We start from the raw sequence: 21,923 nt of genomic DNA on the forward strand, positions 1-21,923 counted from the left end.
ATCGTTCAGGGAGGGGCGAACATGAAAAAAGCAACAGCCATTACGGTGCTTCTGGGCGCAGGCGCGATCACGGCGGGGGCGGTATTCGCCGAGCCTGTCGAGGACAACCTCGTCGTGAACGGGCAGATCGAGATGACGACCTGGACCGAAGCGCCTGACGCCGTCGAAGGCAAGCTGCCGGAAGTCATTTCCGGCTGGCATTTCCGCGGCACCGAGACGCGGGCGATGCAGGCCGACGATTTCGACAATCCCGGCATGATCTTCGTCGAGGACGCGCAGGAGTCGTGGTCCACCGTCCAGGGGGATGCGGGCAAGTCCTGTGCAAGCTGCCACGAGGACGTCGCCGACAGCATGAAGGGCGTGCGCGCGGTCTATCCGAAGTGGAACGAGGACGCCGAAGAGGTCCGGACGCTGGAGATGCAGGTCAATGCCTGCCGCACAGGGAACATGGAGGCCGAGCCGCTGAAATACACCGGCACAGAGATGACGAGCATGATTGCGCTTATCTCTTCGGTGTCGCGCGGCATGCCGGTCGACGTGGCCACGGACGGCCCGGTGTCCGAGACGTGGGAGGCGGGCAAGGAACTTTACTACACCCGCACCGGTCAGCTCGAGCTGAGCTGCGCCAATTGCCACGAGGACAATTACGGCCGCATGATCCGCGCGGATCATCTCAGCCAGGGTCAGATCAACGGTTTCCCCGTCTACCGGCTGAAGAACACCAAGCTGAACGCGGTACATGCGCGGTTCAAGGGGTGCGTGCGCGACACCCGGGCCGAGACCTTCGCCCCCGGCAGCCCGGAATTCGTGGCGCTCGAGCTTTACGTCGCGAGCCGCGGCAACGGTCTGTCGGTCGAGGGACCGTCCGTCCGCAACTGAACGACCGACCCCGCCGGGCGCGCCGCCAGGCGGGGTTTTTTCTCGGTCAAAACATTCAATAAGCCGCATGTGATGCGGATGGAACCGGAAAGGTCAGACATGATCTCGCGTCGGGATTTTCTTCAAACGAGCATGGCCGCGTCGGCCATCCTGGGGGCGTCGTCCTTTGGCAACTGGTCGAAACTTGCCGCGCAGCAGGCGCTCAGCCAGGATCAGTTGCTGCAATTCGACACGTTCGGCAATGTCAGCCTCATTCACATCACCGACATTCACGCGCAGCTCAAGCCGATCTATTTCCGCGAGCCGTCGGTCAATATCGGCGTGGGCCCCAACAAGGGCGAGGTGCCGCATGTCACCGGCGCCGATTTCCGCAAGCTCTACGGGATCGACGATGGCAGCCCGTCGCATTATGCGCTGAGTTCGGGCGATTTCAGCGCGCTCGCGCAAGCCTATGGCAAGGTCGGCGGACTGGACCGCGTGGCGACCTTGATCGACGCGATGCGCGCCGACCGGCCCGACGCGCTGCTGCTGGATGGCGGCGATACGTGGCACGGCTCCTACACCTGCTACCAGACGCAAGGCCAGGACATGGTCAATGTCATGAACGCGCTCAAGCCCGACGCGATGACCTTTCATTGGGAGTTCACGCTCGGATCCGACCGGGTTCACGAGATTGTCGAGGGTCTGCCCTTTGCAGCACTCGGCCAGAACATTTTCGATGCCACATGGGACGAGCCGGCCGAGATGTTCCCGCCCTACCAGTTCTTCGAGCGCGGCGGCGTCAAGATCGCGGTGATCGGGCAAGCCTTCCCCTACATGCCGATCGCCAATCCCGGCTGGATGTTCCCCGAATACAGTTTCGGCATCCGCGACCAGAACATGCAGGCGATGGTCGACGAGGTGCGCGGACAGGGGGCCGAACTGGTTGTCTGCCTCAGCCATAACGGCTTTGACGTCGACAAGAAGATGGCGGGCACCGTGACCGGCATCGACGTGATCCTGACCGGGCATACCCATGACGCGCTGCCGGAGCCGGTGCTGGTGGGCGAGACGATCCTGATCGCCAGCGGCAGCAATGGCAAATTCGTCAGCCGCGTGGATCTCGACGTGCGCGACGGGCGAATGATGGGGTTCCGGCACAAGCTGATCCCGATCTTTTCCGACGTGATCGCGCCCAAGCCCGAGATCACGACGCTGATCGACGCGCAGCGCGCGCCGTTCAAGGCGGATCTGGAAGAGGTGATCGGCCAGACCGACAGCCTGCTTTACCGGCGCGGCAATTTCAACGGCACATGGGACGATCTCATCTGCGATGCGCTGATCTCGGAACGCGACGCCGATATCGCCATGTCGCCCGGCGTGCGGTGGGGGCCCAGCCTGATCCCCGGTCAGGACATCACCCGCGAGGATATCTTCAACGTCACCTCGATGACCTATGGCGAGGCGTACCGGTCCGAGATGACCGGCGATTTCATCAAGGTCATCCTCGAAGACGTGGCCGACAACATCTTCAATCCCGATCCCTACTACCAGCAGGGCGGCGACATGGTGCGCACCGGCGGTCTGGCATACCGGATCGACATCAACCAGCCTCAGGGCAGCCGGATCAGCGACCTGACCCTGCTGAAGAGCGGCGAGGCGATCGATCCATCGAAGAGTTATGTGGTCGCCGGATGGGCCTCGGTCAACGAGGGCACCGAAGGCCCGCAGATATGGGATGTGGTCGAGGATCACATCCGCAAACAGGGCACCGTTCGTGTCAGCCCGAATGACAGCGTCGATGTTGTCGGCGCGTAAGAGATTGTCGAAAGGAGACATATCCGATGTCCGAGCTTTTCAAGGGGAAACCGGCCTCACGCCGCGCGTTTCTGCGCGGTAGCGTGGCTGCCGCGGCCGGGGCCGTGACGGCGGGGGCGGCGCGCGCCGGCGCGCCTGACCCGCTGATCACCGAGGTGCAGCCATGGGCGCAGGGCTGGGGCGACCCGGTGGATGCGGCGCCCTACGGCATGCCGATCAAGTACGAATCCGACGTCGTGCGGCGCACGGTGGAGTGGTTGACCGCCGATCTGACCAGTTCCATCAACTTCACCCCCGTGCACGCGCTTGACGGCACGATCACCCCGCAGGGCTGCGCGTTCGAGCGGCACCATTCCGGCGCGATAGAACTGCGCAAGGAGGATTACCGGCTGATGATCAACGGGCTGGTGGACCGGCCGCTGGTCTTCACCTATGCCGATCTCGAACGCTTCCCGCGCGAGAACCACGTGTATTTCTGCGAATGCGCCGCCAATACCGGCATGGAATGGGCGGGTGCGCAACTGAACGGCGCGCAGTTCACGCATGGGATGATCCACAACATGGAATATACCGGCGTGACCCTGCGCACCCTGCTGGAAGAGGCCGGTCTCGGCGCGGCGGGCGATCTGTCCGACAAGTGGATCTTTGTCGAGGGCGCGGATGCGTCGTCGAACGGCCGCTCGATCCCGATGGAAAAGGCGCTGGATGATGTTCTGGTGGCGTTCAAGGCCAATGGCGAGGCCCTGCGCAAGGAACATGGCTATCCCGCGCGTCTCGTGGTGCCGGGCTGGGAGGGCAACCTCTGGGTCAAGTGGCTGCGCCGCATCGAGGTGACCGATGCCGCCGTCGAAAGCCGCGAGGAAACCTCGAAATACACCGACACGCTGGCCGATGGCACGAGCCGCAAATGGACCTGGGTGATGGACGCCAAATCGATCATCACCTCGCCCAGCCCGCAGGCACCGATCACCCACGGGCCGGGGCCGCTGGTCATCTCTGGCCTTGCATGGTCGGGGCATGGGGCGATCACCCGCGTCGATGTCTCCAAGGATGGCGGCAAGTCGTGGCAGACCGCGCGTCTGGCCCGTGACCCCGAAGCGAAGGCGCTGACCCGGTTCTATCTCGACACCACGTGGGACGGCGAAGAGATGCTTCTGCAGGCCCGCGCGGTGGACGAGACGGGCTATGTCCAGCCCACCAAGGCGCAATTGCGCGAGGTGCGCGGCGAGAATTCGATCTATCACAACAACTGTATTCAGACATGGTGGGTACAGCCGGGCGGGGAGGCAGAGAATGTCGAAGTATCCTGAGATCGCGCTGATCGCGGCGTTGGCGGCAGGCGTGACGGCCGGCGCGGCCACAGCGGAAGAGTACGGCCTCGGCCGTCCCGCCTTGCCCGAGGAGATCGCCGCGTGGGACGTCAAGATCATGCCCGATGGCCGCGGTCTGCCCGAGGGCTCGGGCGATGTCTGGACCGGTGACGAGGTGTTCGGGACATACTGCGCCTCATGCCACGGTGATTTCGCCGAGGGGGTCGGCAACTGGCCGAGCCTCGCGGGCGGCCATGGCACGCTGGACCGCGCCGATCCGGTCAAGACGGTCGGGTCGTATTGGCCGTATCTCTCGACCGTGTGGGATTACGTCAACCGTTCTATGCCCTACGGCTATGCCCAGAGCCTGAGCGCCGACGAGGTCTATGCGATCACCGCCTATATCCTCTACTCGAACAATATCGTGGATGATGATTTCACGCTGAGCCACGAGAATTTCACCGAGGTCGAGATGCCCAATGCCGACGGGTTCATCGTCGATGACCGGGCCGAGACGGAATACCCGGACTGGCGGCGAGACCCCTGCATGGAGAATTGCAAGGACGAGGTCGAGATCACCATGCGCGCCGCCGTGCTGGACGTGACCCCCGGGGACGAGGGCGATGCGGACTCGGGGTCGGACTAGACGGGTGCCCGTGCCCTTCCGGATCTCACCGACACGGGTCGGCATGATGCGGGCGGCAATCCTTCTTGCCCTGTCATCCGCGGCGGCGGCGTCAGGACCGGCCCGCGCGGACCTGATCGGCGATGCCGATGCCGGCGAACAGCATTTCAATGACTGCGTCGGCTGTCACCAGATCGGCAAGGGCGCCGAGGACGCGATCGGCCCCCACCTGAACGGGATCTTCGGCCGGCGCGCCGCGGCGCACGAGGATTATCCCTATTCGGACTCGATGCAGCGGGCGGGCGTCGATGGCCTGACTTGGACGCTGGAAACGCTGGACGCCTATATCGAGAATCCCCGCGCACTCGTCTCGAAGACCCGGATGAGCTATCCCGGACTGGAAGACGCCGGCGCGCGCGCCGATCTTCTGGCGTATCTGCGGCGCTTCTCCGCCAACCCCGCGAACATTCCCGAGGCCGCGCCGACGGCGATCGGCACCGATCATTCGGTCGATCCCGAGATCCTCGCGATCCAGGGCGATCCGGAGTATGGTGAATACCTGAGTAGCGAATGCGTCAGCTGCCACAGGGCCGATGGCACCGCCGACGGCATCCCGTCGATCACCCGTTGGCCAGAGCGCGATTTCGTGGTCGCAATGCATGCCTACAAGGAGAAACTGCGTCCCCATCCGGTGATGCAGATGATGGCTGGGCGCCTGTCGAACGAGGAGATCGCGGCGCTTGCGGCCTATTTCAGGGACCCCGACTGAAACCGGGGCCTTTCAACGGGAGGAGAGACCATGACCTTGAACAGACGCAAATTCATCGCCGCCGGAACGGTGGCGGCGGCATCGCTTTCGGCGCCCGCGGTGCTGGCCCAAGGCGCAAGCCGGCCCCGCGTGGTGGTGATCGGCGGCGGCTCGGGCGGAGCCACCGCGGCGCGCTACATCGCCAAGGACAGCGACGGTGCCATCGACGTGACGCTGGTCGAGCCGTCGCGCAGCTATTACACCTGCTATTTCTCCAACCTCTATATCGGCGGGTTCACCGATCTCGACGATATCAGCCACAGCTACGGCACGCTGGCCGCGAAATACGGGATCAACGTCGTGCATGACTGGGCCATCGATGTGGACCGCGACGCCAGGACCGTCCGGCTCGCCGGCGGTGACGTGATGCCCTATGACAAGCTGATCCTCAGCCCCGGCATCGATTTCGTCGAGGATGCGGTGCCCGGCTGGTCGCTGGCGGCGCAGAACCGCATGCCGCACGCCTACAAGGCCGGATCGCAAAGCGAACTTCTCAAGGCGCAGATCATGGCGATGCCCGAGGGCGGGCGCTTCGCGATGGTCGCCCCACCCAATCCCTATCGTTGTCCCCCGGGCCCCTACGAGCGGGTGTCGATGGTGGCGCATGTCCTCAAGGAAAGGAACCCGACCGCCAAGATCCTGGTCGTCGATCCCAAGGCGAAATTCTCCAAGCAAGCTCTGTTCGAGGAAGGCTGGCAGCGCCACTATTCCGGGATGATAGAGCGGATCGGCCCGGATTTCGGCGGCGAAAACACCAGCGTCGACCCCGAGGCTATGACGATCGATATCGACGGGATGGTGGAAAACGTCGATGTCTGCAACGTGATCCCCGCCCAGAAGGCCGGCCGCATCGCCGAGATGGCAGGCGTGACCGATGGCAACTGGGCCCCTGTCAATGCCGGCGACATGTCCTCGACGATCGACCCGGATATCCATGTCCTCGGCGATGCCGCGGCACAGGGCGACATGCCCAAATCCGGTTTCGCCGCCAACAGCCAGGCCAAGGTCTGCGCCATGGCGGTGCGCGGCGCGCTGACGGATTCAAAGGTGTTCCCGGCGAAATTCACCAATACCTGCTGGTCGCTCATCGCCGAGGAGGATGGCGTCAAGGTGGGCGCCACCTACGAGGCCACCGACGAGAAGATCGCCAAGGTCGACGGATTCATCTCGCAGACCGGCGAGGATCCGGCGACGCGCAAGGCGACCTACGAGGAATCGATCGGATGGTATTCGGGCATCACCACGGACATGTTCAGCTGATCGGCGCATGACCGTCAGCCTTTGAAAAGGAGGAAAGCAGATGAAAAGAATGATAATGGCCGGAATACTCGGTCTTGCAGCAGCCCCCGTGGCGGCGCAGCAGGTGGTGACCTACCCGTTCGAGGGCACGTTCGGCGACGCCGCCTTCGCCGTCGAAAGCGCCATCCTCGATCGCGGGCTGGTGATCGATTTCACCAGCCATGTCGGCGACATGCTCAACCGCACGCGCGAGGATGTGGGCAGTGACGTCAAGCTGTTCGAGGCGGCCGACATCTTTGTCTTCTGTTCGGCGACGGTGTCTCGCGAGGTGATGGAAGAGAACCCGATGAATATCGGGCATTGTCCCTATGGCATCTTCGTGGCCGAGCGCGAGGACGAGGTGATGGTCGGCTACCGCACCTACCCCGAAGGCGAGATGCAGAAAGTGCAGGCCCTGCTCGACGGGATCGCGCAGGAGGCGATCGAGTGACACGGCCCGACCGGGCCGCCATGTCGGCCCGGCCGAGGCAAGGCGGTGCCGGGGCGGCACCCCCGGCCGCCCTTCTTTCAGGACAGGTCTGAAATCATCCCGATGCTCTCTTCGATGATCGATGCATATGGCGATGCGGCGGTTCTGGCCATGGCCGGGGCGCTGGTCGGGATGGTGTTCGGGGCTGCGGCGCAGCATTCCCGCTTTTGCCTGCGTTCGGCGGCGGTCGAGGTCGCCGAAGGGGGACTGGGGCCGCGGTTGTCGATCTGGATCGTGGCGTTCGCGGCCGCGGTCCTGATGGTGCAGGGCGCGATCACGGTCGGGGTTCTGGACGTCTCGCAATCGCGACAACTGGCGGCCACAGGCAGCCTGTCCGGGGCCATCATCGGCGGGCTGATGTTCGGGGCCGGCATGATCCTTGCGCGCGGCTGTGCAAGCCGGCTTCTGGTCCTGTCGGCGACCGGCAATCTGCGGGCGCTGGTCACCGGGCTGGTGCTGACGGTCGTGGCGCAATCTGCGCTGCGCGGCGTCCTCGCCCCCGCGCGCGAGGGGCTGGCGGCGCTGTGGCTCGTGCCCGGCGGCGCGGCGCGCGATCTGCTTTCCCATCTGGGGCTGACATCGGCAGTGGCGGCGGCGCTCGCCGGGCTGGTCCTGATCGCGGGCATCACCCTGGCGCGCGTGCGACGAGTGCGGCCCGGCCACATCATCGCCGCGGCCGGCGTCGGGGGGGCCGTGGGGCTTGGCTGGCTGGCGACCTACTCGATTTCACAGACCTCGTTCGAGATCATTCCGATTTCCTCGGTGACCTTTACCGGCCCGTCCACCGATACGCTCATGGGGCTGGTGAATTCCACGCGCTTGCCTCTGGGGTTCGGCGTGGGCCTTGTCCCGGGGGTGTTCGTGGGCGCGGGGATCATGGCGCTGCTGACGCGGGAATGGCGTCTTCAACGCTTCGGCCCCGACACGCCGATGGAAAGCTACCTGCTGGGGGCGGCGCTGATGGGCTTCGGCAGCATGCTGGCGGGCGGCTGCGCCGTCGGCGCCGGCATGTCGGGCGGCGCCATCCTTGCGCTGACGGCCTGGGTCGCGGTGGGGGCGATGTGGATGGGCGCGATGGCCACGCATCTTTTGATATCGGGCGTCGCGTCGCGCCCGGCCACGAGCTGAGCCGACAGGATCCGGGGGCGGGCCCACGGGTTGTGTGGTGTGTGTCACTCCCATTCCATCTGCTCGAAGACCCGACCGGCGTTCTTCGTCGCAAGTTCCTCGAACGTATCGAGATGGGCGTAGGGCGACTGGTCCACGTAATAGGCATCGGCCAGGTCGCCGCCATCGTCGATATGCGTGCGGATCTTGCCCCGCAGGTATTCCAGATACCCCTTCGTGTAGCGCCGGACCTGATCCATGTTGGTCGGGTGGCCGTGGCCGGGGATCACGTAGGTCGCGCCGAGGGCCTCGAACTCGGTATCCCATGTCTCGAGCCAGTCGCGGGTGATGGTCTCGGGGAAGATCGGCAGCATCCGCTCGTGGAAGGCCATGTCGCCCGAGACCACGAGGCTTTGCTCTGGCAGCCAGATGACGATGTCGCCGGGGCTGTGCGCCGGGCCGAGATACCGGGCCTCGATCCGGTAATTGCCCATCTCGAGCACGTAGTCGTCGCTGAAGGTCTCGGTCGGCGGAACCACCTCGGTGCCATCGGCCCGCTCGCGGGTGACGCGCCGGGCGGCCTCGAGCGACATGCCACCATCGTGTTCGATCTCTGCCAGAACGTCTTCATGGGCGATGATCGGCACGTCTTGCTCGACCCAGTAGGAATTGCCGAGCATGGCGTGGCCCTGGCCGTTCTCGTTGAAGACATGGGTCACGGGCTGATCGGTGATCGTGCGGATCTCGTCGTGCAGGGCACGGGCGAGCCCGTAGGACGCGCCGCCATTGATCACGACCACGCCCTCACCGGTGACGATGAAGCTGAGATTGTTGTTGTGACCGGCGTTTTCATAGGTCGGGGGGGCCGTGGCGCCGATCGCGGACCAGACGCCGGGAATGAACTCCACCGGGTGCGCGTAGAGCAGCGACTCGGGATACTGGTCGGCGATGTCCTCGTTCGCGGCGGCGGTGCCGGCGGCAAGGATGGTGGCCGCTGTCAGAATAGCGCGCATGATCTCAGACCTCCGTCACGAAGCGGTAGGCGCCGTCGGCGCGCTCGATGCGCCCGAGGCCGCCATCTGGCAGGTGAAATCCCACCAACGGCATCCCCTCGGTGGCGAGGTGGTCTAGCAGTCGCAGCCGCGTGGCGATCCCGGTCTCGGGATCCTGATCCGCGCCGCTCGGCCAGTCCGGACGCACCAGGGCAAGATGGCCATTGCCGATCGCGTCGCCCACTACCATCACCGCCTCCGACCCTTGCCGGATCTCGAAGCTCATGTGCCCGGGCGTGTGCCCGAAGGATGCATGCGCCATGATGCCGGGCAGCACCTCTTGCCCGTCGCCGATATGTTCCACGATATCCTCGATCGCGGCCAGCCGGCGCGCCGCGCCGACGGCGAAGCTCGCGCGCTCTTCGCCGATCGTGTCCACCGTGTCGGGGTCGGTCCAGTAGTCCCACTCGGCCTGTCCGATCATGTGAGTGGCGTTCGCGAAGCGCAGCTCGTCGAAATCGTCGAGCACCCCCCACAGGTGATCGGGATGCGCATGGGTGAACAGCACGTGGGTGATGTCGCCCGCCGCGACGCCCGCCGTGTCGAGCGCGCCGCGAAGATCGCCGGCGCTCGGCATGAAGGTGGATCCGGCGCCCGCGTCGAAAAGCACGGTATGCGTGCCGTCGCGGTAAAGCGTCAGGTTGCAGGGCGGCCGGATCATGTCACCGGTGATGCCGTGCTTGGCGAGGATCGGATCGGCCTTTTCGGGGTCGAGATCGCCCAGCAGGAAATCGCGCGGCAGCGTCAGGTGCCCGTCGCTGAGCGTGGTCAGCCGCGCCGTGCCAAGCGTCATTTCCGTGGCACTCCACCCGGTGCCGGCCCAGCCGACCACGGCACCCGCCCCTATGGCCGCCATCACGTGGCGTCTGTTCAGTGACATGTCCCCGTCCTCCCCTTGAAATTCGCATTCGTGAATACGATGCGGAATTCCGGGGACAAGTTCAAGGGGGTTGGTACATCGGCCGGCGGCGGGTCAGGCGGGCATACGGGTCAGGCGCGAAAGCTCGCGCGCGTGGAAATCACGCTTGCTTTCGTCCGGGTCCGGCCCGCGCGACAGGTGCTGTGCCAGATCGAAGAAGCCCGGGCCCGGCAGCCCGTCGCCGCCGCGGCTGACCGCGCGGGCCGCGATGAACGGGCGATCGGCGGCGGCGTCCTCGCGCATGGTGATCTCCAGCGCGCGGGTGACGCGCCGCACGGATCCGGGCAGCCACAGCCCGAGCGCCCGCGCGAGCGCACCGTAGGTGATCGGCGTCTTCTCCGGGTCGAGCGCCTCGAGATGGGTGCGCACGCGTGTGGCGAGGTCCTGTTCCTTGTCTGCCGCGACCTCGCTGGACCGGGGCGGCGGGATCTCGCGCGCACTGCCATCGGCCCGCACTTCGGCCGCCCAGGCGCGGGTCGCGCTGCGCAGCACGATCCGGGTCTTGCCTTCATCCTCGCCCTGGCCGGTTTCGGTGACGCCGACGACATCACCGCTTTGCAGCCCCTCGTGCAGCGTCTCGGGTGTCAGGCCAAGGCGCGGCGCCAGGTAGTCGGGATCGACCATCAGCTGCCCATCCTGCCAATCTATGACACCGGGGGGCACGGGTCGGTTGAGCATCGGTGACGGCCCGTCCTCGCGGGTGTAATAGGGCGCGTCGCCAGCGCCGTGATCGGTCACGTCCTCGATGTCGCGGATCTGCGGCAGGGCGGCGCGCAGCATCCGTTCCACCCCGTCGCGCAGCGTGGCGGCAGAGGCTGCACAGCCCTGACAGCCGCCGGACATGCGCAGATGCACCGTGCCAGCTTCGACCTTTTCCACCGCGATATGCCCGCCATGCGCGGCGACCGCCGGGTTGACCTGCGTGTTCAGAAGCGCCTCGACCTGTTGCAGCAGCGCGGTGTCGGGATTGTCCTCGGCCTCTTGGGGCCCGAGCGGGGCGTCGGTGGTGTCCAGCACCTGCCGGATCGCCGCGGCGATCGCTGGCTTCAGCGCCGCCCAGTCCGCGGTGGCGTCCTTCCGCACCCAGATCGTGGCGCCGGATACCTCGACCCGGGTGACACCGGTCAGATCGAACAGCGCGCGCGGCAACGCGGCCTCGCCGGGCGCATCAAAGCGCGCGGACCGGCCGGGGACGAGGGCGTCGTCGAGCACGAAGCCCATCACGGCGGTGTCACGGGCCGAGGCCTGCGCGCGGATGCGGCGTTTGGGGGATGCTTCAGACATCCTCGACCTCCACGTCCTGCATGCCGCGCAAGGCCTTGAAGGTGTAGATCCCGGTGTCGTGGCCGTCGCTGAACGCGATGCCGAGCGCGTAGTTCCCCACGCTCCAGATCCGTGTCGGGCGTATGTCGAGAGGCACGCTTTCGGGGTCAAGAAGGGGTTTTCCGCTGACCTCGTCGCGACACTTCGCGCAGCGGCAGTCGAGCCGCAGGTCGCGGGGCGCAAGGCGGCTGACCAGGCCGTCCGCCCAGCCGAGGATCAACGCCGTGCCATCGTGGTCGATCGATACGAGGCGTTCGGGCGGGCCATCCCCGGCCGCCGGCGCGCCTGCGGGTTTGCCCTCGCCGGTGTCGACGGTCCAGGCGAACGGCGTGGCGATTCCGACTGCGGCCTCTGCCCCACTCGACAGGGCCGTGGCGATCCGGCGATAGGCGGTGGCGGCCGGGCTGTCGGGCGCGACCTTGACCAGCGGTGTCCCGTCATCGCCACTATCGACGACCGCGGGATCGAGCGGCACGCGGCCCAGGAAGGCCACGCCGAGATCGCGGGCGATCGCCTCGCCCCCGCCCTGATGGAAGATATCCGTCACCGTCCCGCAGGAAGGGCAGGTGAACCCGCTCATGTTCTCGATGACACCAAGCACGGGGACGTTGACCTGCTCCATCATGCGCAGGCCGCGCCGCGCTATCTTCAGGCTGACATCCTGCGGGGTGCTGACGATCACCGCGCCCGACAACGGAAAGCTTTGGGCAAGCGTCAGCTGGATGTCGCCGGTGCCGGGCGGCAGATCGAGCAACAGGACGTCGAGCCCGCCCCAATCCACTTGGCTGACGAACATCTGAAGGTATTTCGTGACCATCGGCCCGCGCAGGATCGCCGGCGCATCATCCGCGCTGAGCATCGCCATCGAGATCACCCTGACGCCATGCGCCTGCGCGGGAATGACCTTGCCGTCGGGGGACATGCCGGGTTTTTCGCCGGTCCCGATCCCCAGCATGCCGGGGATCGAGGGGCCGTAGACATCGGCATCGACGACGCCGACCGCCAACCCGGCCTCGGCCATGGCGACGGCGATATTGGCGGTGACGGTGGATTTGCCCACCCCGCCCTTGCCGCTGCTGATTGCGATCATGCGGGGCGTGCCTTGGCTGCCGCCCGGATCACGTTCTGTCATTCGGTGTGTCCTTCTTTCATGTGGGGTTCGCGCACGGGGCCGTCATAGCTTGCGCAAAGCCTGTCTATCTCGTCCGCGGCAAGGGCGACGGCCATGCAGGCGCAATAGCCGCTGCCGTTCGTCGGTGTGAAATGCGTGCAGTCGCTGCAGGTCCCGAAGGCCCGTGTCTGCCGGGCGCCCGCCAGCGAAACGGTCAGGTGCGACAGGGCCTCGAGCAGATTGGCGCGCTGATCGGGTGCCAGGTCACCGATACTGGCGACAAGGTCGCGCAGCGGGTCCTCGGCCAGCATGGCCTGACCATCCGGCGTCAGATCGAAACGCACGCTGCGCCCGTCGGTCGCCGACTTGTGCCGTGCGATCAAGCCGCGGCGTTCCAGCGTCTTGATGGTCTGCGAGGCGGTGCCCCGCGTCGTCGCCTGGAACTGCGCAAACCCCGAGGGCGTGCGCGTGCTGCCATTGGCGCTGGCGAAGAAGCGCAGGCAGGTCCATTGCGCCGCGGTCAGCCGAGACCGGGTGTCTTCGTTGCGTGCGGCCCGTCCGAGATGCACCAGCAATTCGGCGATCCGGCGAGCTGGTCCCAATCCATCAATCATGGGCGAGAGATATGGAATCGAAATCACTTTGACAAGCGGCCGACATTCGATTTAGTTTCGAAACGAAATTAGATGGGGCGATGCCATGAACAAACCCGTGATGAACTGGACGACCGGGGCGCAGCGCAGGGGCAGGGCGGGACTGCTGTCCGCGCAGGCCGAATGCGATCTCTTGCGGGCATGGCAGGATCGGGGCGATCAAGGCGCGCTCGATCAGATCATCCGCGCCTTCGCGCCCCTGGCCGTGGCAAGTGCCGCGCGCTTCTCCGGTGGATCGGGCGAGGCCGATCCCGATCTCGTGCAGCAGGCCAATATCGGGCTGATGAAAGCGGCGAACCGGTTCGATCCGGCGCTCGGCAACCGCTTCGCGACCTATGCCGTGTGGTGGATCCGCGCCGAGATCCAGGCCTACAGGCGCGCCAACATGTCCATCGTGCGCCGCCCCAACTCGCCGCAGATCCGCAAGGCAGCCGCGCACCTGTCGCGTCTGGATGCCGAAATGTCGGGCGACCCCGGGATCGATGCCGTCGAGGCCGAGCGGCGCATCGCCGAGGAGCTCGATGTCAGCGCCGCGCGGCTTCTGGACCTGCGCGCGCAGCTTGCGGTCAGTGATTATTCCCTGAACATCCGCCCGTCCGGGCCGGATGGCGATGAAAGCGTGTCGCTGCTACCCGACCCTGCGAGCAGCGATGCGCCCGACCGCGTCAGTCCCATCGATGTGGATGTGCTGCGCGGTGTTCTGGTAGAAACGCTGGCCGATCTGCCGGACCGCGAACGCGAGATCGTCCTTGCGACGCAACTCCATGATCCGCCCGCGACATTGGCGGAGTTGGGCGAACGGTACGGCATTTCAAGAGAACGTGTGCGCCAGTTGCGCGAACGCGGGCTGGAAAGGTTGCGCAAGGCGCTGCGAGACCGTGAATTCGTGCCGGAGTGTTTCGTGTGATCGATCATGTCCCGGCGATTGGTTTGACCGTGGCTGATCTGGTGGTGGTCGCCGTCGTTCGGGCGGGTGAGGACGGCCCGGACACGCTTGTCGATCTCGTCGCAAAGGCGGCCGACCGACTTCCGGAGATGCCGGCCTCTCCGCTTGCTTGATAATCATTTCAGCCGTTGGCGATGCCCTTTTTAAGTTGCATACTGTCTTGTGCTACGTTTTCACATCTGATTTTCACGGAAAGGTTTTGGTCGCATGGCTGACAATACCGCCAAATCATATTCGCTCAGGCCGCTGGAAAAGGCCGATCTGGTTTTCGTTGCACGATGGTTTCAGGACGCAGGGGATCTCGCGGTCTTCGATAGAAGCGCGCGCGTCCCGTATGATCTTCCCACGTGTGAGCGGCTCTGGAACATCTCCGGAAATGCGGCTGATGCCGGCGAAAAGTGCTGGTTCTCCATCACGTCCGAGGCCTCGGAGGTTATCGGCATCGTCGGGCTCGAGCGCATTTCCTACATCAACCGCGATGCCGTCGTCGCGCTTTACGTGGATCAATCGGTTCGCAGAACAGGCATCGGCATCCGCGCGACAACGCTGATGCTGGATTTCGCAATCCGTCAGCTTGGCCTGAATCGCGTCACGTCCTACTATCGCGCCGACAATGCCGGCAGCCGGGATGTGACCGCGCAGGCCGGGTTCGTGATCGAGGGCACGATGCGCCAGGCGTGGTTCGCTGACGGCACGTATCACGACATGGTCGTCGTCGGGATCCTTGCGGATGAATGGATGACCCGTCGGGACGCCCTGGCAGACGAGCTTGGTTCCGAAACAGTGATTGCTTTTGGCGATGCGACAACGTCAAGCTGGACGTGGCCGCCAAGAAAGACCAGACTTCGCTGAATGAAAGCCGAGACCGTGAACGGGAATGAACCCTCTTTCAAGCAAAGGCTAGGGGCCGTCCTGTTTGCCGACGTGGTCGGATACTCACGGCTTATGGGCCGCAACGAGATCGACACGTACAAGGCGCTGCGCTCGTTGCTTGAACAGCTCGAGGCGGCGTGCATCGACCATGACGGCCATTTCGTGGATGTGAAGGGAGACGGAATCCTCGCCCGATTCGACACGGCGACCGATGCGGTCCGATTCGGGGTTGAATTGCACCGCATCACCGACAGCAGAAACCTGTCACTGCCCATGGATCAACGGATCAGTTTTCGCGTCGGGATACATCTCGGGGAATTCCTGCTGGACGACCGCGGCATCCACGGTGACATCGTCAACATCGCCGCGCGCCTGCAGGAAATAGCCGAGCCGGGCCGGGTTTTCGTCAGTTCCAGCGTCTACGAGCAGGTTCGCAACAAACTGCGCCTCGGCTACGAGTTCCTGGGGCCGCAGACGCTGAAAAACATCGCGGATCCGATCCCGATCTTCTGCATCCGCAACGAGGTCGAGGGTGCCACGATGGCGGCCACGATGCGCCCGACCTCGCCCTCGATGGAATACCGGCGGCCCGACATGCCATCCATCGCGGTTCTGCCCTTCGCCGCCCGGGACACCGACGAGACGGGTAGCTGGTTCGCGGACGGGCTGACGGAAGACATCATCCTCGCGCTGTCGCGATTCAAGAACCTCTTCGTCATCGCCCGCAATACCAGCTTCGTCTTCAAGTCGCAGAACCTTCCGCCGACCGAAGCGGCGACGAAACTTGGTGTGCGCTACGTGGTGCGCGGCAGCGTTCAGCGCGCCAAGACAAAGCTGCGGATCAAGGTCGAACTGATCGATACGGATTCGTCACGAACGATCTGGGGCGAGACCTTTGATCGCGATCACGAGGACATCTTCGACGTCCAGGACGAGATAACCGAGTCCATCGTCGCGGCCTCCGCGGTACTGGTCGAAGCCGAGGAACGCCGTCGGTTCAGCGCCTCCATCCCGTCGGACCTTGCGGCCTACGGCTTCGTGCTGCGCGCACAGCAGCTGATTTTCAAGTACACGCGCCAGGACAATCAATACGCCCGCATGCTCTATGAGCAGGCGCTTTCGCTTGACGGAAACTATGCACGCGCCTCTGCCGCACTGTCGCGAACCCTCAACATCGACTGGCGCTATTCATGGAACGAGGACGGCGACACGGCGCTCGATACGGCGCTGGCCTACGCCCGAAGGGCCGCCGACCTCGATCCGACCGATGCGCGCGCTTTCGGCGAGCTGGGTTTCGTGCATCTTTACCGGAAAGAGCATGACGCGGCCATCGGATCGTACAAGCGCGCGCTGACCCTCAACCCGAACGATGCCGACCTGCTGTCTGATTATGCGGATGCCTTGGCGCATTCAGGATATAACGAAGAAGCGATCAGCCATCTCCAGCGCGCCATGCGGCTCAATCCGTTCTTTCCGGATCAATACCTGTGGCATCTTGGCGGTGCCTACTACAACCTCAAGCAATACGACGCCGTGATCGACGTGGTGGGCCAGATGAACAACCCGACCGAAGGGCAGCGGATGATGGCGGCAAGCTATGCGCAGCTCGGTCAGATCGATCTGGCGCGCAGCATTGCCGAGAAGCATCGCGCAGTGCATCCGGACTTCTCGATCGACCGGTGGAAAAAGGTTATCCCCGACCGCCTTGAAGAGGATACGCGCCATTTCCTCGACGGGCTGAAAAAGGCCGGGTTCTGATCGCAGCGGCGCATCTCGCGCGGACGTTACGCGCGGGCTTGGGAAGTCCCGCGCCCCCGGAATGTCAGGGCCTGTTCAGTCACCCGAGCCGCGCGCCTTGGCGCCGCTGACCTTCGCGCCGCTTACCTTCGCACCGCTGACCTTGGCGCCGCTTACCTTCGCACCGCTGACCTTGGCGCCGCTGATGGCCGGGCTGTCAAAGCCGAAATAGATATCGAGCAGAACCTGCTCGAGCATGCCGGTCATCACGTCCATGCGCATGGTCTGGTCGGCCTTATCGTAGTTCCAGAACCTGATGTCGTTCGCGATCTGGAAATCTGCTGCACCGACCCCGCTCTTGTCCGGATCGTTCGGCGCCCGCGATGCCAGGTTCCCCGGGTGATTGTCATCGGTGGCGCTTTGCCCGTCGCCGTGGACAAGAAAGATGACCGGCCCGGGCAGGTCGTAATAGGTGCCTTCATAGGCGAAGCCGTAGATCTTGGCGAGTTGTGGTTTTTCCCTACGCGCCTTCTCGTCCTCCTCCTCGAACTGTGCCTGCAAGAGCTTGTTGTTTCCTTTTGACGATCTCTGCTTCGGCACGTAGGTCAGATCGTCGAGGACCCTTCCAAACAGCAACACTTCCGAAAAACTCAGCAATGACTCTGTCATGATGACCTCGCTTTGAAATTAACTTTCGTCACGATGCCACAAACGTCGCGTTTCGACAAAGATATTTGCAGCCCTAAAGGTTTGGAGCCCGCGTGCGCACCGACGCCGCATGGCTGTCGCCGTCGGGGTCGGCAAGGCGCGGCCCCACTTGGGCAAGCCCGATATCGCGCATGCGGAAATTCCCCGCGATGATCCGCTGGAAGGCGCCCCCGGAAATCTCGCGGTCGACCGCCAGCAGCGCCTCTTCGACATGCGAATAACTCAGGTCATCCGGTTCCAGCATCTCCCATGCCTCCGCGAGGTAAGAGCCCATCAGATCGCGCGCCTCCAGCAGGGCGATCCGGAACCCGTCGGGGTTGCGCGCATAGCGTTCGTCGAAAAGGGCTTGCATGACGTCGCTGTAGTCCGGCGTGCCCTCGAGTTGGTCGGAGAGATCCTCGATCTCGGGCGTGATCAATCCGCGCGCCAGAAGGCGCTCGTGAAAGACGTCGATCAGGATGTCGAACATCGCGCCGGTCAGCGGCTCGGATAGATCGTGTTCGCTGGTCCAGCCGCGCGCGAATTGGGAAAGCAGTTTGTCATTGGCCGCCATCCGGATCTGCGCGTTGCCCGCCAGTTCGGCAAACCGGTTCAGCCGGTTGAACGTGTAGAGGTTCCCGCTTGTGTTTTCGAGCAACGCCTCGACCACGGATCCGAAATGAAGCGATGCAAGAAGCGCCACCATGTCGGCGGCGGATTCGTGAAAGCCGTAATATTCGCCCGATGCGTTTTCGTCCGACGGCAGGCCGATGATGCTGTAGATGATGGCGTGCCCGATCTCGTGCGCTACGACATCGAAATTCAGGCTGTAGGGGCGGTATTCGTCGCCATGCTCGTGGGTGCCGCCGGTTTCGAGAAACCCCCAGCCGATATGCGCGTTGTCGAGGCTTGGCAGCAGGGACAGCTCCAACCTGTCGAAGGTGGCGTCGAAATGCCAGGGGATTGGCCGCCCGAAATAGCCTTCCCAGACATCCATCGTGAAATGCGCCGAGCCGAAAAGATGCGCGGCCTCGAATTCCGGGTCGGACGGCGCGATGTGGATGAAATTGCCGTGTTCATCCGGAACGGGCGGCGGGTTGATGAACCCGTTCCATGGCGGCAGGTACATGCCCGGCCCGTTCGGCCCCGGAACGATGGCACCGTAAGGCGTGGTCTTGCCGACCGGATCGACGGTGTACATGCGCGGCCCGGACGGGCCCGGGCCGATCGTGCCCGGCGGGGCCGAGATTTCCACCAGTTCCAGCTCCGCGGACGCGTCAAGGAACGGGGACTGCGGAAACAGAAGGAAGCGCGTGCCCGGCGCCTCGTCTTCCGCCCCGTAATCTGGATAATGCATCTGCCCCTCCATTGGTGCCGGCGCGGTTGCCACCGCCATGCGCTAGTCCGGGTTTCGGGCTGCCAGTGGTTCATCAATCCCGGAAGCATACATGAATTCGCGCGCGACAAGGTCGAAGAGTTCGTCCCGGGTGGCGAGGCCGATCAGCACCGCGTACGCCTCGAGATCATCCGGAACCGGAAGACCGAGGCGGCTTTCGAAGAACCAGATCAGCATGCGCAGCCTGTCCGGGGATTCCGGGGATGCGGTCGCGCAGCCTTTCCCGTCGATGACCCGCGCCTTGTCATTCGCGCGGTCCTTCAGTTCGGAATACGTCCCGGACCAGCGCAACTCCGCCAGAAAATGCGGCGCCAGTCGCGCCGACCGCGTTGCGACGGTTTCCTCGACAAGGGCCGCGTCATGAAGAAAGGCCTCGTAGCTTTGCGTGTCGAGATCATTTTCGTCCAGCCACCGCAGGACGGCCTTGCGCCGTGACAAACCCTGCCGGCGACAGTGGCGATCCATCATCGCGCGCAGCGTGTCGGGCCCCGTCTGCACGCCGCGTCGTTCCGCGTCCTCGAGGGCAAGGCTGCGCAGCACAGCCCGGTCTCGCACGGATTGATATCTGTCCGGGTCGAGACGCAGCTCGTCCAGCACGCCGTTTTGGCTGAATGTCTCGACAGCGTTTTCCGCGTCAATGCGCCGAACCAGGCTTTGCCAGACAAGCGTGCGCTCGACCCTTTGGCCTGGCGGCTTGTCGGCGCCGCTGCTCAGGAACGACGCCATGTGCAGCAGCATCGTCCGGGCATCGTCGCGTTTGGCGTCGACCTTTCCGGCGGGAAGCCACGCGAGAAAGTCCGACATCTCCGGTTCGTCCCGGATGCGGGCGATGATCTCGTCCCAGGTGCGGTCGCGGTAATGCAAGGACTTTGCGACCGAATTCACGCGCCGGGCCGCGTCATCCGTCAGAATCCCTGCCTTCCTGGCGCGCTCGACGGTCGCGCGCACGGACACCATCGGGTCGCTCAACGCGACAAAGCCGACCTCGGCAGGGCCGTGAAGCACCGCCACCTCGTCATCATCTGCAATCGCACCGTCGCGATAGGCCTCGAAGATCCTGCCGCACCCGATCATGCCGAAGGCACCAAGTTCCGCAGCCCGCAAGGCGCCCATGCTGGCACTGCCGAAGACCGGGATGCCCTGTTCGATCGCCCAGAGGATCTCCTTGTGCCAGACCGACGGGACACCGTCGAAATACCCGTCGATGATGCCGATGGCGGGCGGGCCCTGCCGTGCGACGCGATAGACATCCCCTTGCGCAACAGGCGGCAGCACCTCGGCATCGAGGGCCTGTCGGACATCCGCGGCACCTATCGTCGGACCGGCGAAAACCACGGGTTTCATCAGGTCTTCGCCTCCATGCCGCGGGCCCGGGGGCCGGCCACGAAATCCGGGTCGTCATGCGGCGCCTCCAGCCCCGGGATGATCGCCCGGATCACCGGAATCCCGAACTCGGCGCGCGACAGATCGACGCTCAGCACCTGCGTCAGCCCCGCGGAGGAGAGGCGGTCGAGCAACCAGGCCAGGTCGTCTTCGAAGGTCGCGTTCCATCGCGTCGGGCAGGCCGGGAATTGCCCCGAAGCGTCCGAGCCGTGGATCAGGTCGCGCACATATCGCCCCTTGGTGGCCACCGCATCCGCCGTGAATTCCGATGGATCGAGATCGTCACGCGCACCGGAAATATAGGTCAGCCGGGTCTGCGCCGCTTCGCTCAGGGCACGCAACAGGGCGATCGCGCGGTCCGTATGGCATCCGTCACCGATTCCGATATGGCCGGGCGCCCCGCCCGCTTCGCAGATCACGCAATGAAAACAGGCGACCCCGACATCCGTGGTCGTCTCCCAAATTCCGACATCGATACCCGCGCCGACCATCCGATCAAGCACCTCGCGGCACCTTTGGTCGTCGATACTTGCCGGGTCGATCCGTGCGTTCATCCGGCCGTGGTGCCAGAGCGTCGTCGCGTCCCGTTCGATCAATTCACAGATTGCGTGACAGGTGGCTTCGGCCGTGTCGTTGCCCGAGGCAAGCCCGTTCGTGGTTCGCGGAAACGCTCCATGCCCGCCATGGGGTGGCTCGGTATAGTCGGTATCAACCATTTCGAGAGGGGCCCAGCACGCTGCGCCCGACACGAGATCCTTGCCCTCGACCCAGAGAATCCGGCGATAGGGGTCGAAGCGGGACCCCGACACCTCCGGCAGGCGCGACACATCCGCGACGGCCGCTTCGGAGTGAAATTCCGCGTAGCATTCCCGCCGTACAGGCAATGTAATTCGCTCGGCATGCCATGTCTCGATTGCCTCCATGACGCCCGAAACCCGTGCCGCCTCCAGAGACAGGCCTTTGCCCAGGGCCACGGCGACGGAACGCGCGTTCGGTCGTGTCACCATGACAGTTGGCAGACCGATACGATCCAGCCCGGTCAGATTGGCAATTCGGGTGATCCCCATCCGTGAAAGATACGGGCTGACACGCTCCATCGTCCGTGCGGGATCGCACAGACGATGCGTATCGAGCAGATATCCCTTGCTGGATGCGTCCGACATGCGAATGATCTTGCTTTCGGCTTGTCTTGCGAATTTCGACGGTCAAATGGTCAGGGAAGTATGGTTTAGTTTTTCAGGATGATCGATCTCCAAGCACTGGTCAACAAGGCCGGGGTTCAACCGTGTTAAGGGGCTCGAGGCCGAGAACGCGAAGCTGAAGAAGATGCTGGCCGCGCAGATGATGGACGTCGCCAGAGCTATGCGTGAACCTGGGTGACGGTTTTTGAGAGGCCGGCGTATCGTGGCGGGTGATCAAGCCTGCCGGAACGTCCGGAAGGAACGATAGGCCTATGCCTGTCAATGTGCATTCAAAACTGACCCGGTGTGATCATCCAAAAATGACCCACCCCGGAGGTGGCAAAGCCCACAGGCGAGCGGCCACCAAA

The 21,923-nt window shown here is 64.5% G+C and carries 21 protein-coding genes; 12 read left to right on the plus strand and 9 right to left on the minus strand.

Annotation, left to right across the window (positions count from 1 at the left end; all coding sequences use genetic code 11):
* Positions 1–21 precede the first annotated feature (21 nt).
* The 8 genes from soxA to V8324_RS05230 all read left to right on the plus strand — a co-directional run bounded on the left by soxA (position 22) and on the right by V8324_RS05230 (position 8,315).
* Complete coding sequence (gene soxA, locus V8324_RS05195) at positions 22–879, plus strand: sulfur oxidation c-type cytochrome SoxA (RefSeq protein ID WP_336418858.1); 858 nt, start codon at positions 22–24, stop codon at positions 877–879.
* Positions 880–978: 99 nt separating this feature from the next.
* The gene (soxB, locus tag V8324_RS05200; RefSeq protein ID WP_336418859.1) at positions 979–2,676 is read left to right on the plus strand and encodes a thiosulfohydrolase SoxB; all 1,698 of its coding nucleotides are present in this window, start codon (positions 979–981) and stop codon (positions 2,674–2,676) included.
* Positions 2,677–2,702: 26 nt separating this feature from the next.
* Positions 2,703–3,986 (plus strand): sulfite dehydrogenase, encoded by a 1,284-nt coding sequence (gene soxC, locus V8324_RS05205; RefSeq protein ID WP_336418860.1) that lies wholly within the window; start codon positions 2,703–2,705, stop codon positions 3,984–3,986.
* Entirely contained in the window at positions 3,970–4,632 is a 663-nt protein-coding gene (locus V8324_RS05210; RefSeq protein WP_336418861.1) for a c-type cytochrome, read from the plus strand. Before soxC ends, V8324_RS05210 begins: the two co-directional genes overlap by 17 nt.
* A 46-nt stretch (positions 4,633–4,678) precedes the next feature.
* Complete coding sequence (locus V8324_RS05215) at positions 4,679–5,380, plus strand: c-type cytochrome (RefSeq protein WP_336418862.1); 702 nt, start codon at positions 4,679–4,681, stop codon at positions 5,378–5,380.
* Between the two features lie 30 nt (positions 5,381–5,410).
* On the plus strand, positions 5,411–6,679 hold the full coding sequence (locus V8324_RS05220) for an NAD(P)/FAD-dependent oxidoreductase (RefSeq protein WP_336418863.1): 1,269 nt from the start codon (positions 5,411–5,413) through the stop codon (positions 6,677–6,679).
* Positions 6,680–6,719: 40 nt separating this feature from the next.
* Positions 6,720–7,148 carry a DUF302 domain-containing protein gene (locus tag V8324_RS05225; RefSeq protein WP_336418864.1) on the plus strand — a complete coding sequence of 143 codons (429 nt, stop codon included), beginning with the start codon at positions 6,720–6,722 and terminating at the stop codon, positions 7,146–7,148.
* Positions 7,149–7,262: 114 nt separating this feature from the next.
* Entirely contained in the window at positions 7,263–8,315 is a 1,053-nt protein-coding gene (locus V8324_RS05230; protein ID WP_336418865.1) for a YeeE/YedE family protein, read from the plus strand.
* A gap of 44 nt (positions 8,316–8,359) precedes the next feature.
* On the opposite strand, the gene V8324_RS05235 is transcribed toward V8324_RS05230, so the two are convergent.
* The 5 genes from V8324_RS05235 to V8324_RS05255 all read right to left on the minus strand — a co-directional run bounded on the left by V8324_RS05235 (position 8,360) and on the right by V8324_RS05255 (position 13,301).
* Positions 8,360–9,307, minus strand: a complete 948-nt coding sequence (locus V8324_RS05235) for an MBL fold metallo-hydrolase (protein WP_336418866.1) — start codon at positions 9,305–9,307, stop codon at positions 8,360–8,362.
* 4 nt (positions 9,308–9,311) lie between these two features.
* Positions 9,312–10,226 (minus strand): MBL fold metallo-hydrolase, encoded by a 915-nt coding sequence (locus V8324_RS05240; protein WP_336418867.1) that lies wholly within the window; start codon positions 10,224–10,226, stop codon positions 9,312–9,314.
* Positions 10,227–10,319: 93 nt separating this feature from the next.
* On the minus strand, positions 10,320–11,549 hold the full coding sequence (locus V8324_RS05245) for a DUF6522 family protein (RefSeq protein WP_336418868.1): 1,230 nt from the start codon (positions 11,547–11,549) through the stop codon (positions 10,320–10,322).
* Positions 11,542–12,720 (minus strand): P-loop NTPase, encoded by a 1,179-nt coding sequence (locus V8324_RS05250; RefSeq protein ID WP_336418869.1) that lies wholly within the window; start codon positions 12,718–12,720, stop codon positions 11,542–11,544. The genes V8324_RS05245 and V8324_RS05250 overlap by 8 nt, the downstream gene beginning before the upstream one ends.
* Positions 12,717–13,301, minus strand: coding sequence for a MarR family winged helix-turn-helix transcriptional regulator (locus V8324_RS05255; RefSeq protein ID WP_336418870.1), 585 nt, complete (start codon positions 13,299–13,301; stop codon positions 12,717–12,719). The genes V8324_RS05250 and V8324_RS05255 overlap by 4 nt, the downstream gene beginning before the upstream one ends.
* A 97-nt stretch (positions 13,302–13,398) precedes the next feature.
* Here V8324_RS05255 and V8324_RS05260 point away from each other — a divergent pair, with 97 nt between their 5' ends.
* From V8324_RS05260 to V8324_RS05275, 4 genes are all read left to right on the plus strand, one after another.
* Positions 13,399–14,259, plus strand: coding sequence for a sigma-70 family RNA polymerase sigma factor (locus tag V8324_RS05260; RefSeq protein ID WP_336418871.1), 861 nt, complete (start codon positions 13,399–13,401; stop codon positions 14,257–14,259).
* Entirely contained in the window at positions 14,256–14,411 is a 156-nt protein-coding gene (locus V8324_RS05265) for a hypothetical protein (RefSeq protein ID WP_336418872.1), read from the plus strand. Before V8324_RS05260 ends, V8324_RS05265 begins: the two co-directional genes overlap by 4 nt.
* A 94-nt stretch (positions 14,412–14,505) precedes the next feature.
* A complete protein-coding gene (locus tag V8324_RS05270) occupies positions 14,506–15,150 on the plus strand; it encodes a GNAT family N-acetyltransferase (protein ID WP_336418873.1) in 645 nt (214 codons plus the stop codon).
* Positions 15,151–16,929: an adenylate/guanylate cyclase domain-containing protein gene (locus V8324_RS05275; protein WP_336418874.1), complete on the plus strand. Its 1,779-nt coding sequence runs from the start codon at positions 15,151–15,153 to the stop codon at positions 16,927–16,929. It abuts the gene before it with no gap.
* Positions 16,930–17,004: 75 nt separating this feature from the next.
* Here V8324_RS05275 and V8324_RS05280 read toward each other — a convergent pair whose 3' ends face one another.
* From V8324_RS05280 to V8324_RS05295, 4 genes are all read right to left on the minus strand, one after another.
* Positions 17,005–17,577, minus strand: a complete 573-nt coding sequence (locus tag V8324_RS05280) for a hypothetical protein (RefSeq protein WP_336418875.1) — start codon at positions 17,575–17,577, stop codon at positions 17,005–17,007.
* A gap of 73 nt (positions 17,578–17,650) precedes the next feature.
* Positions 17,651–18,952 (minus strand): hypothetical protein, encoded by a 1,302-nt coding sequence (locus V8324_RS05285; protein WP_336418876.1) that lies wholly within the window; start codon positions 18,950–18,952, stop codon positions 17,651–17,653.
* Positions 18,953–18,994: 42 nt separating this feature from the next.
* Entirely contained in the window at positions 18,995–20,335 is a 1,341-nt protein-coding gene (locus V8324_RS05290; RefSeq protein WP_336418877.1) for a TfuA-like protein, read from the minus strand.
* The gene (locus V8324_RS05295) at positions 20,335–21,537 is read right to left on the minus strand and encodes a YcaO-like family protein (RefSeq protein WP_336418878.1); all 1,203 of its coding nucleotides are present in this window, start codon (positions 21,535–21,537) and stop codon (positions 20,335–20,337) included. Before V8324_RS05295 ends, V8324_RS05290 begins: the two co-directional genes overlap by 1 nt.
* Positions 21,538–21,923 lie beyond the last annotated feature (386 nt).

This window comes from Roseovarius sp. D22-M7 (genome assembly GCF_037083785.1).
Lineage (GTDB): Bacteria > Pseudomonadota > Alphaproteobacteria > Rhodobacterales > Rhodobacteraceae > Roseovarius.

Excerpts from the sequence above, each read along its gene's own strand:
- soxA (WP_336418858.1), top strand. The coding sequence starts at position 22 with ATGAAAAAAGCAACAGCCATTACGGTGCTTCTGGGCGCAGGCGCGATC.
- soxB (WP_336418859.1), top strand. The coding sequence starts at position 979 with ATGATCTCGCGTCGGGATTTTCTTCAAACGAGCATGGCCGCGTCGGCC.
- soxC (WP_336418860.1), top strand. The coding sequence starts at position 2,703 with ATGTCCGAGCTTTTCAAGGGGAAACCGGCCTCACGCCGCGCGTTTCTG.
- V8324_RS05210 (WP_336418861.1), top strand. The coding sequence starts at position 3,970 with ATGTCGAAGTATCCTGAGATCGCGCTGATCGCGGCGTTGGCGGCAGGC.
- V8324_RS05215 (WP_336418862.1), top strand. The coding sequence starts at position 4,679 with ATGCGGGCGGCAATCCTTCTTGCCCTGTCATCCGCGGCGGCGGCGTCA.
- V8324_RS05220 (WP_336418863.1), top strand. The coding sequence starts at position 5,411 with ATGACCTTGAACAGACGCAAATTCATCGCCGCCGGAACGGTGGCGGCG.
- V8324_RS05225 (WP_336418864.1), top strand. The coding sequence starts at position 6,720 with ATGAAAAGAATGATAATGGCCGGAATACTCGGTCTTGCAGCAGCCCCC.
- V8324_RS05230 (WP_336418865.1), top strand. The coding sequence starts at position 7,263 with ATGATCGATGCATATGGCGATGCGGCGGTTCTGGCCATGGCCGGGGCG.
- V8324_RS05235 (WP_336418866.1), bottom strand. The coding sequence starts at position 9,307 with ATGCGCGCTATTCTGACAGCGGCCACCATCCTTGCCGCCGGCACCGCC.
- V8324_RS05240 (WP_336418867.1), bottom strand. The coding sequence starts at position 10,226 with ATGTCACTGAACAGACGCCACGTGATGGCGGCCATAGGGGCGGGTGCC.
- V8324_RS05245 (WP_336418868.1), bottom strand. The coding sequence starts at position 11,549 with ATGTCTGAAGCATCCCCCAAACGCCGCATCCGCGCGCAGGCCTCGGCC.
- V8324_RS05250 (WP_336418869.1), bottom strand. The coding sequence starts at position 12,720 with ATGACAGAACGTGATCCGGGCGGCAGCCAAGGCACGCCCCGCATGATC.
- V8324_RS05260 (WP_336418871.1), top strand. The coding sequence starts at position 13,399 with ATGAACAAACCCGTGATGAACTGGACGACCGGGGCGCAGCGCAGGGGC.
- V8324_RS05270 (WP_336418873.1), top strand. The coding sequence starts at position 14,506 with ATGGCTGACAATACCGCCAAATCATATTCGCTCAGGCCGCTGGAAAAG.
- V8324_RS05275 (WP_336418874.1), top strand. The coding sequence starts at position 15,151 with ATGAAAGCCGAGACCGTGAACGGGAATGAACCCTCTTTCAAGCAAAGG.
- V8324_RS05280 (WP_336418875.1), bottom strand. The coding sequence starts at position 17,577 with ATGACAGAGTCATTGCTGAGTTTTTCGGAAGTGTTGCTGTTTGGAAGG.
- V8324_RS05285 (WP_336418876.1), bottom strand. The coding sequence starts at position 18,952 with ATGCATTATCCAGATTACGGGGCGGAAGACGAGGCGCCGGGCACGCGC.
- V8324_RS05290 (WP_336418877.1), bottom strand. The coding sequence starts at position 20,335 with ATGAAACCCGTGGTTTTCGCCGGTCCGACGATAGGTGCCGCGGATGTC.
- V8324_RS05295 (WP_336418878.1), bottom strand. The coding sequence starts at position 21,537 with ATGTCGGACGCATCCAGCAAGGGATATCTGCTCGATACGCATCGTCTG.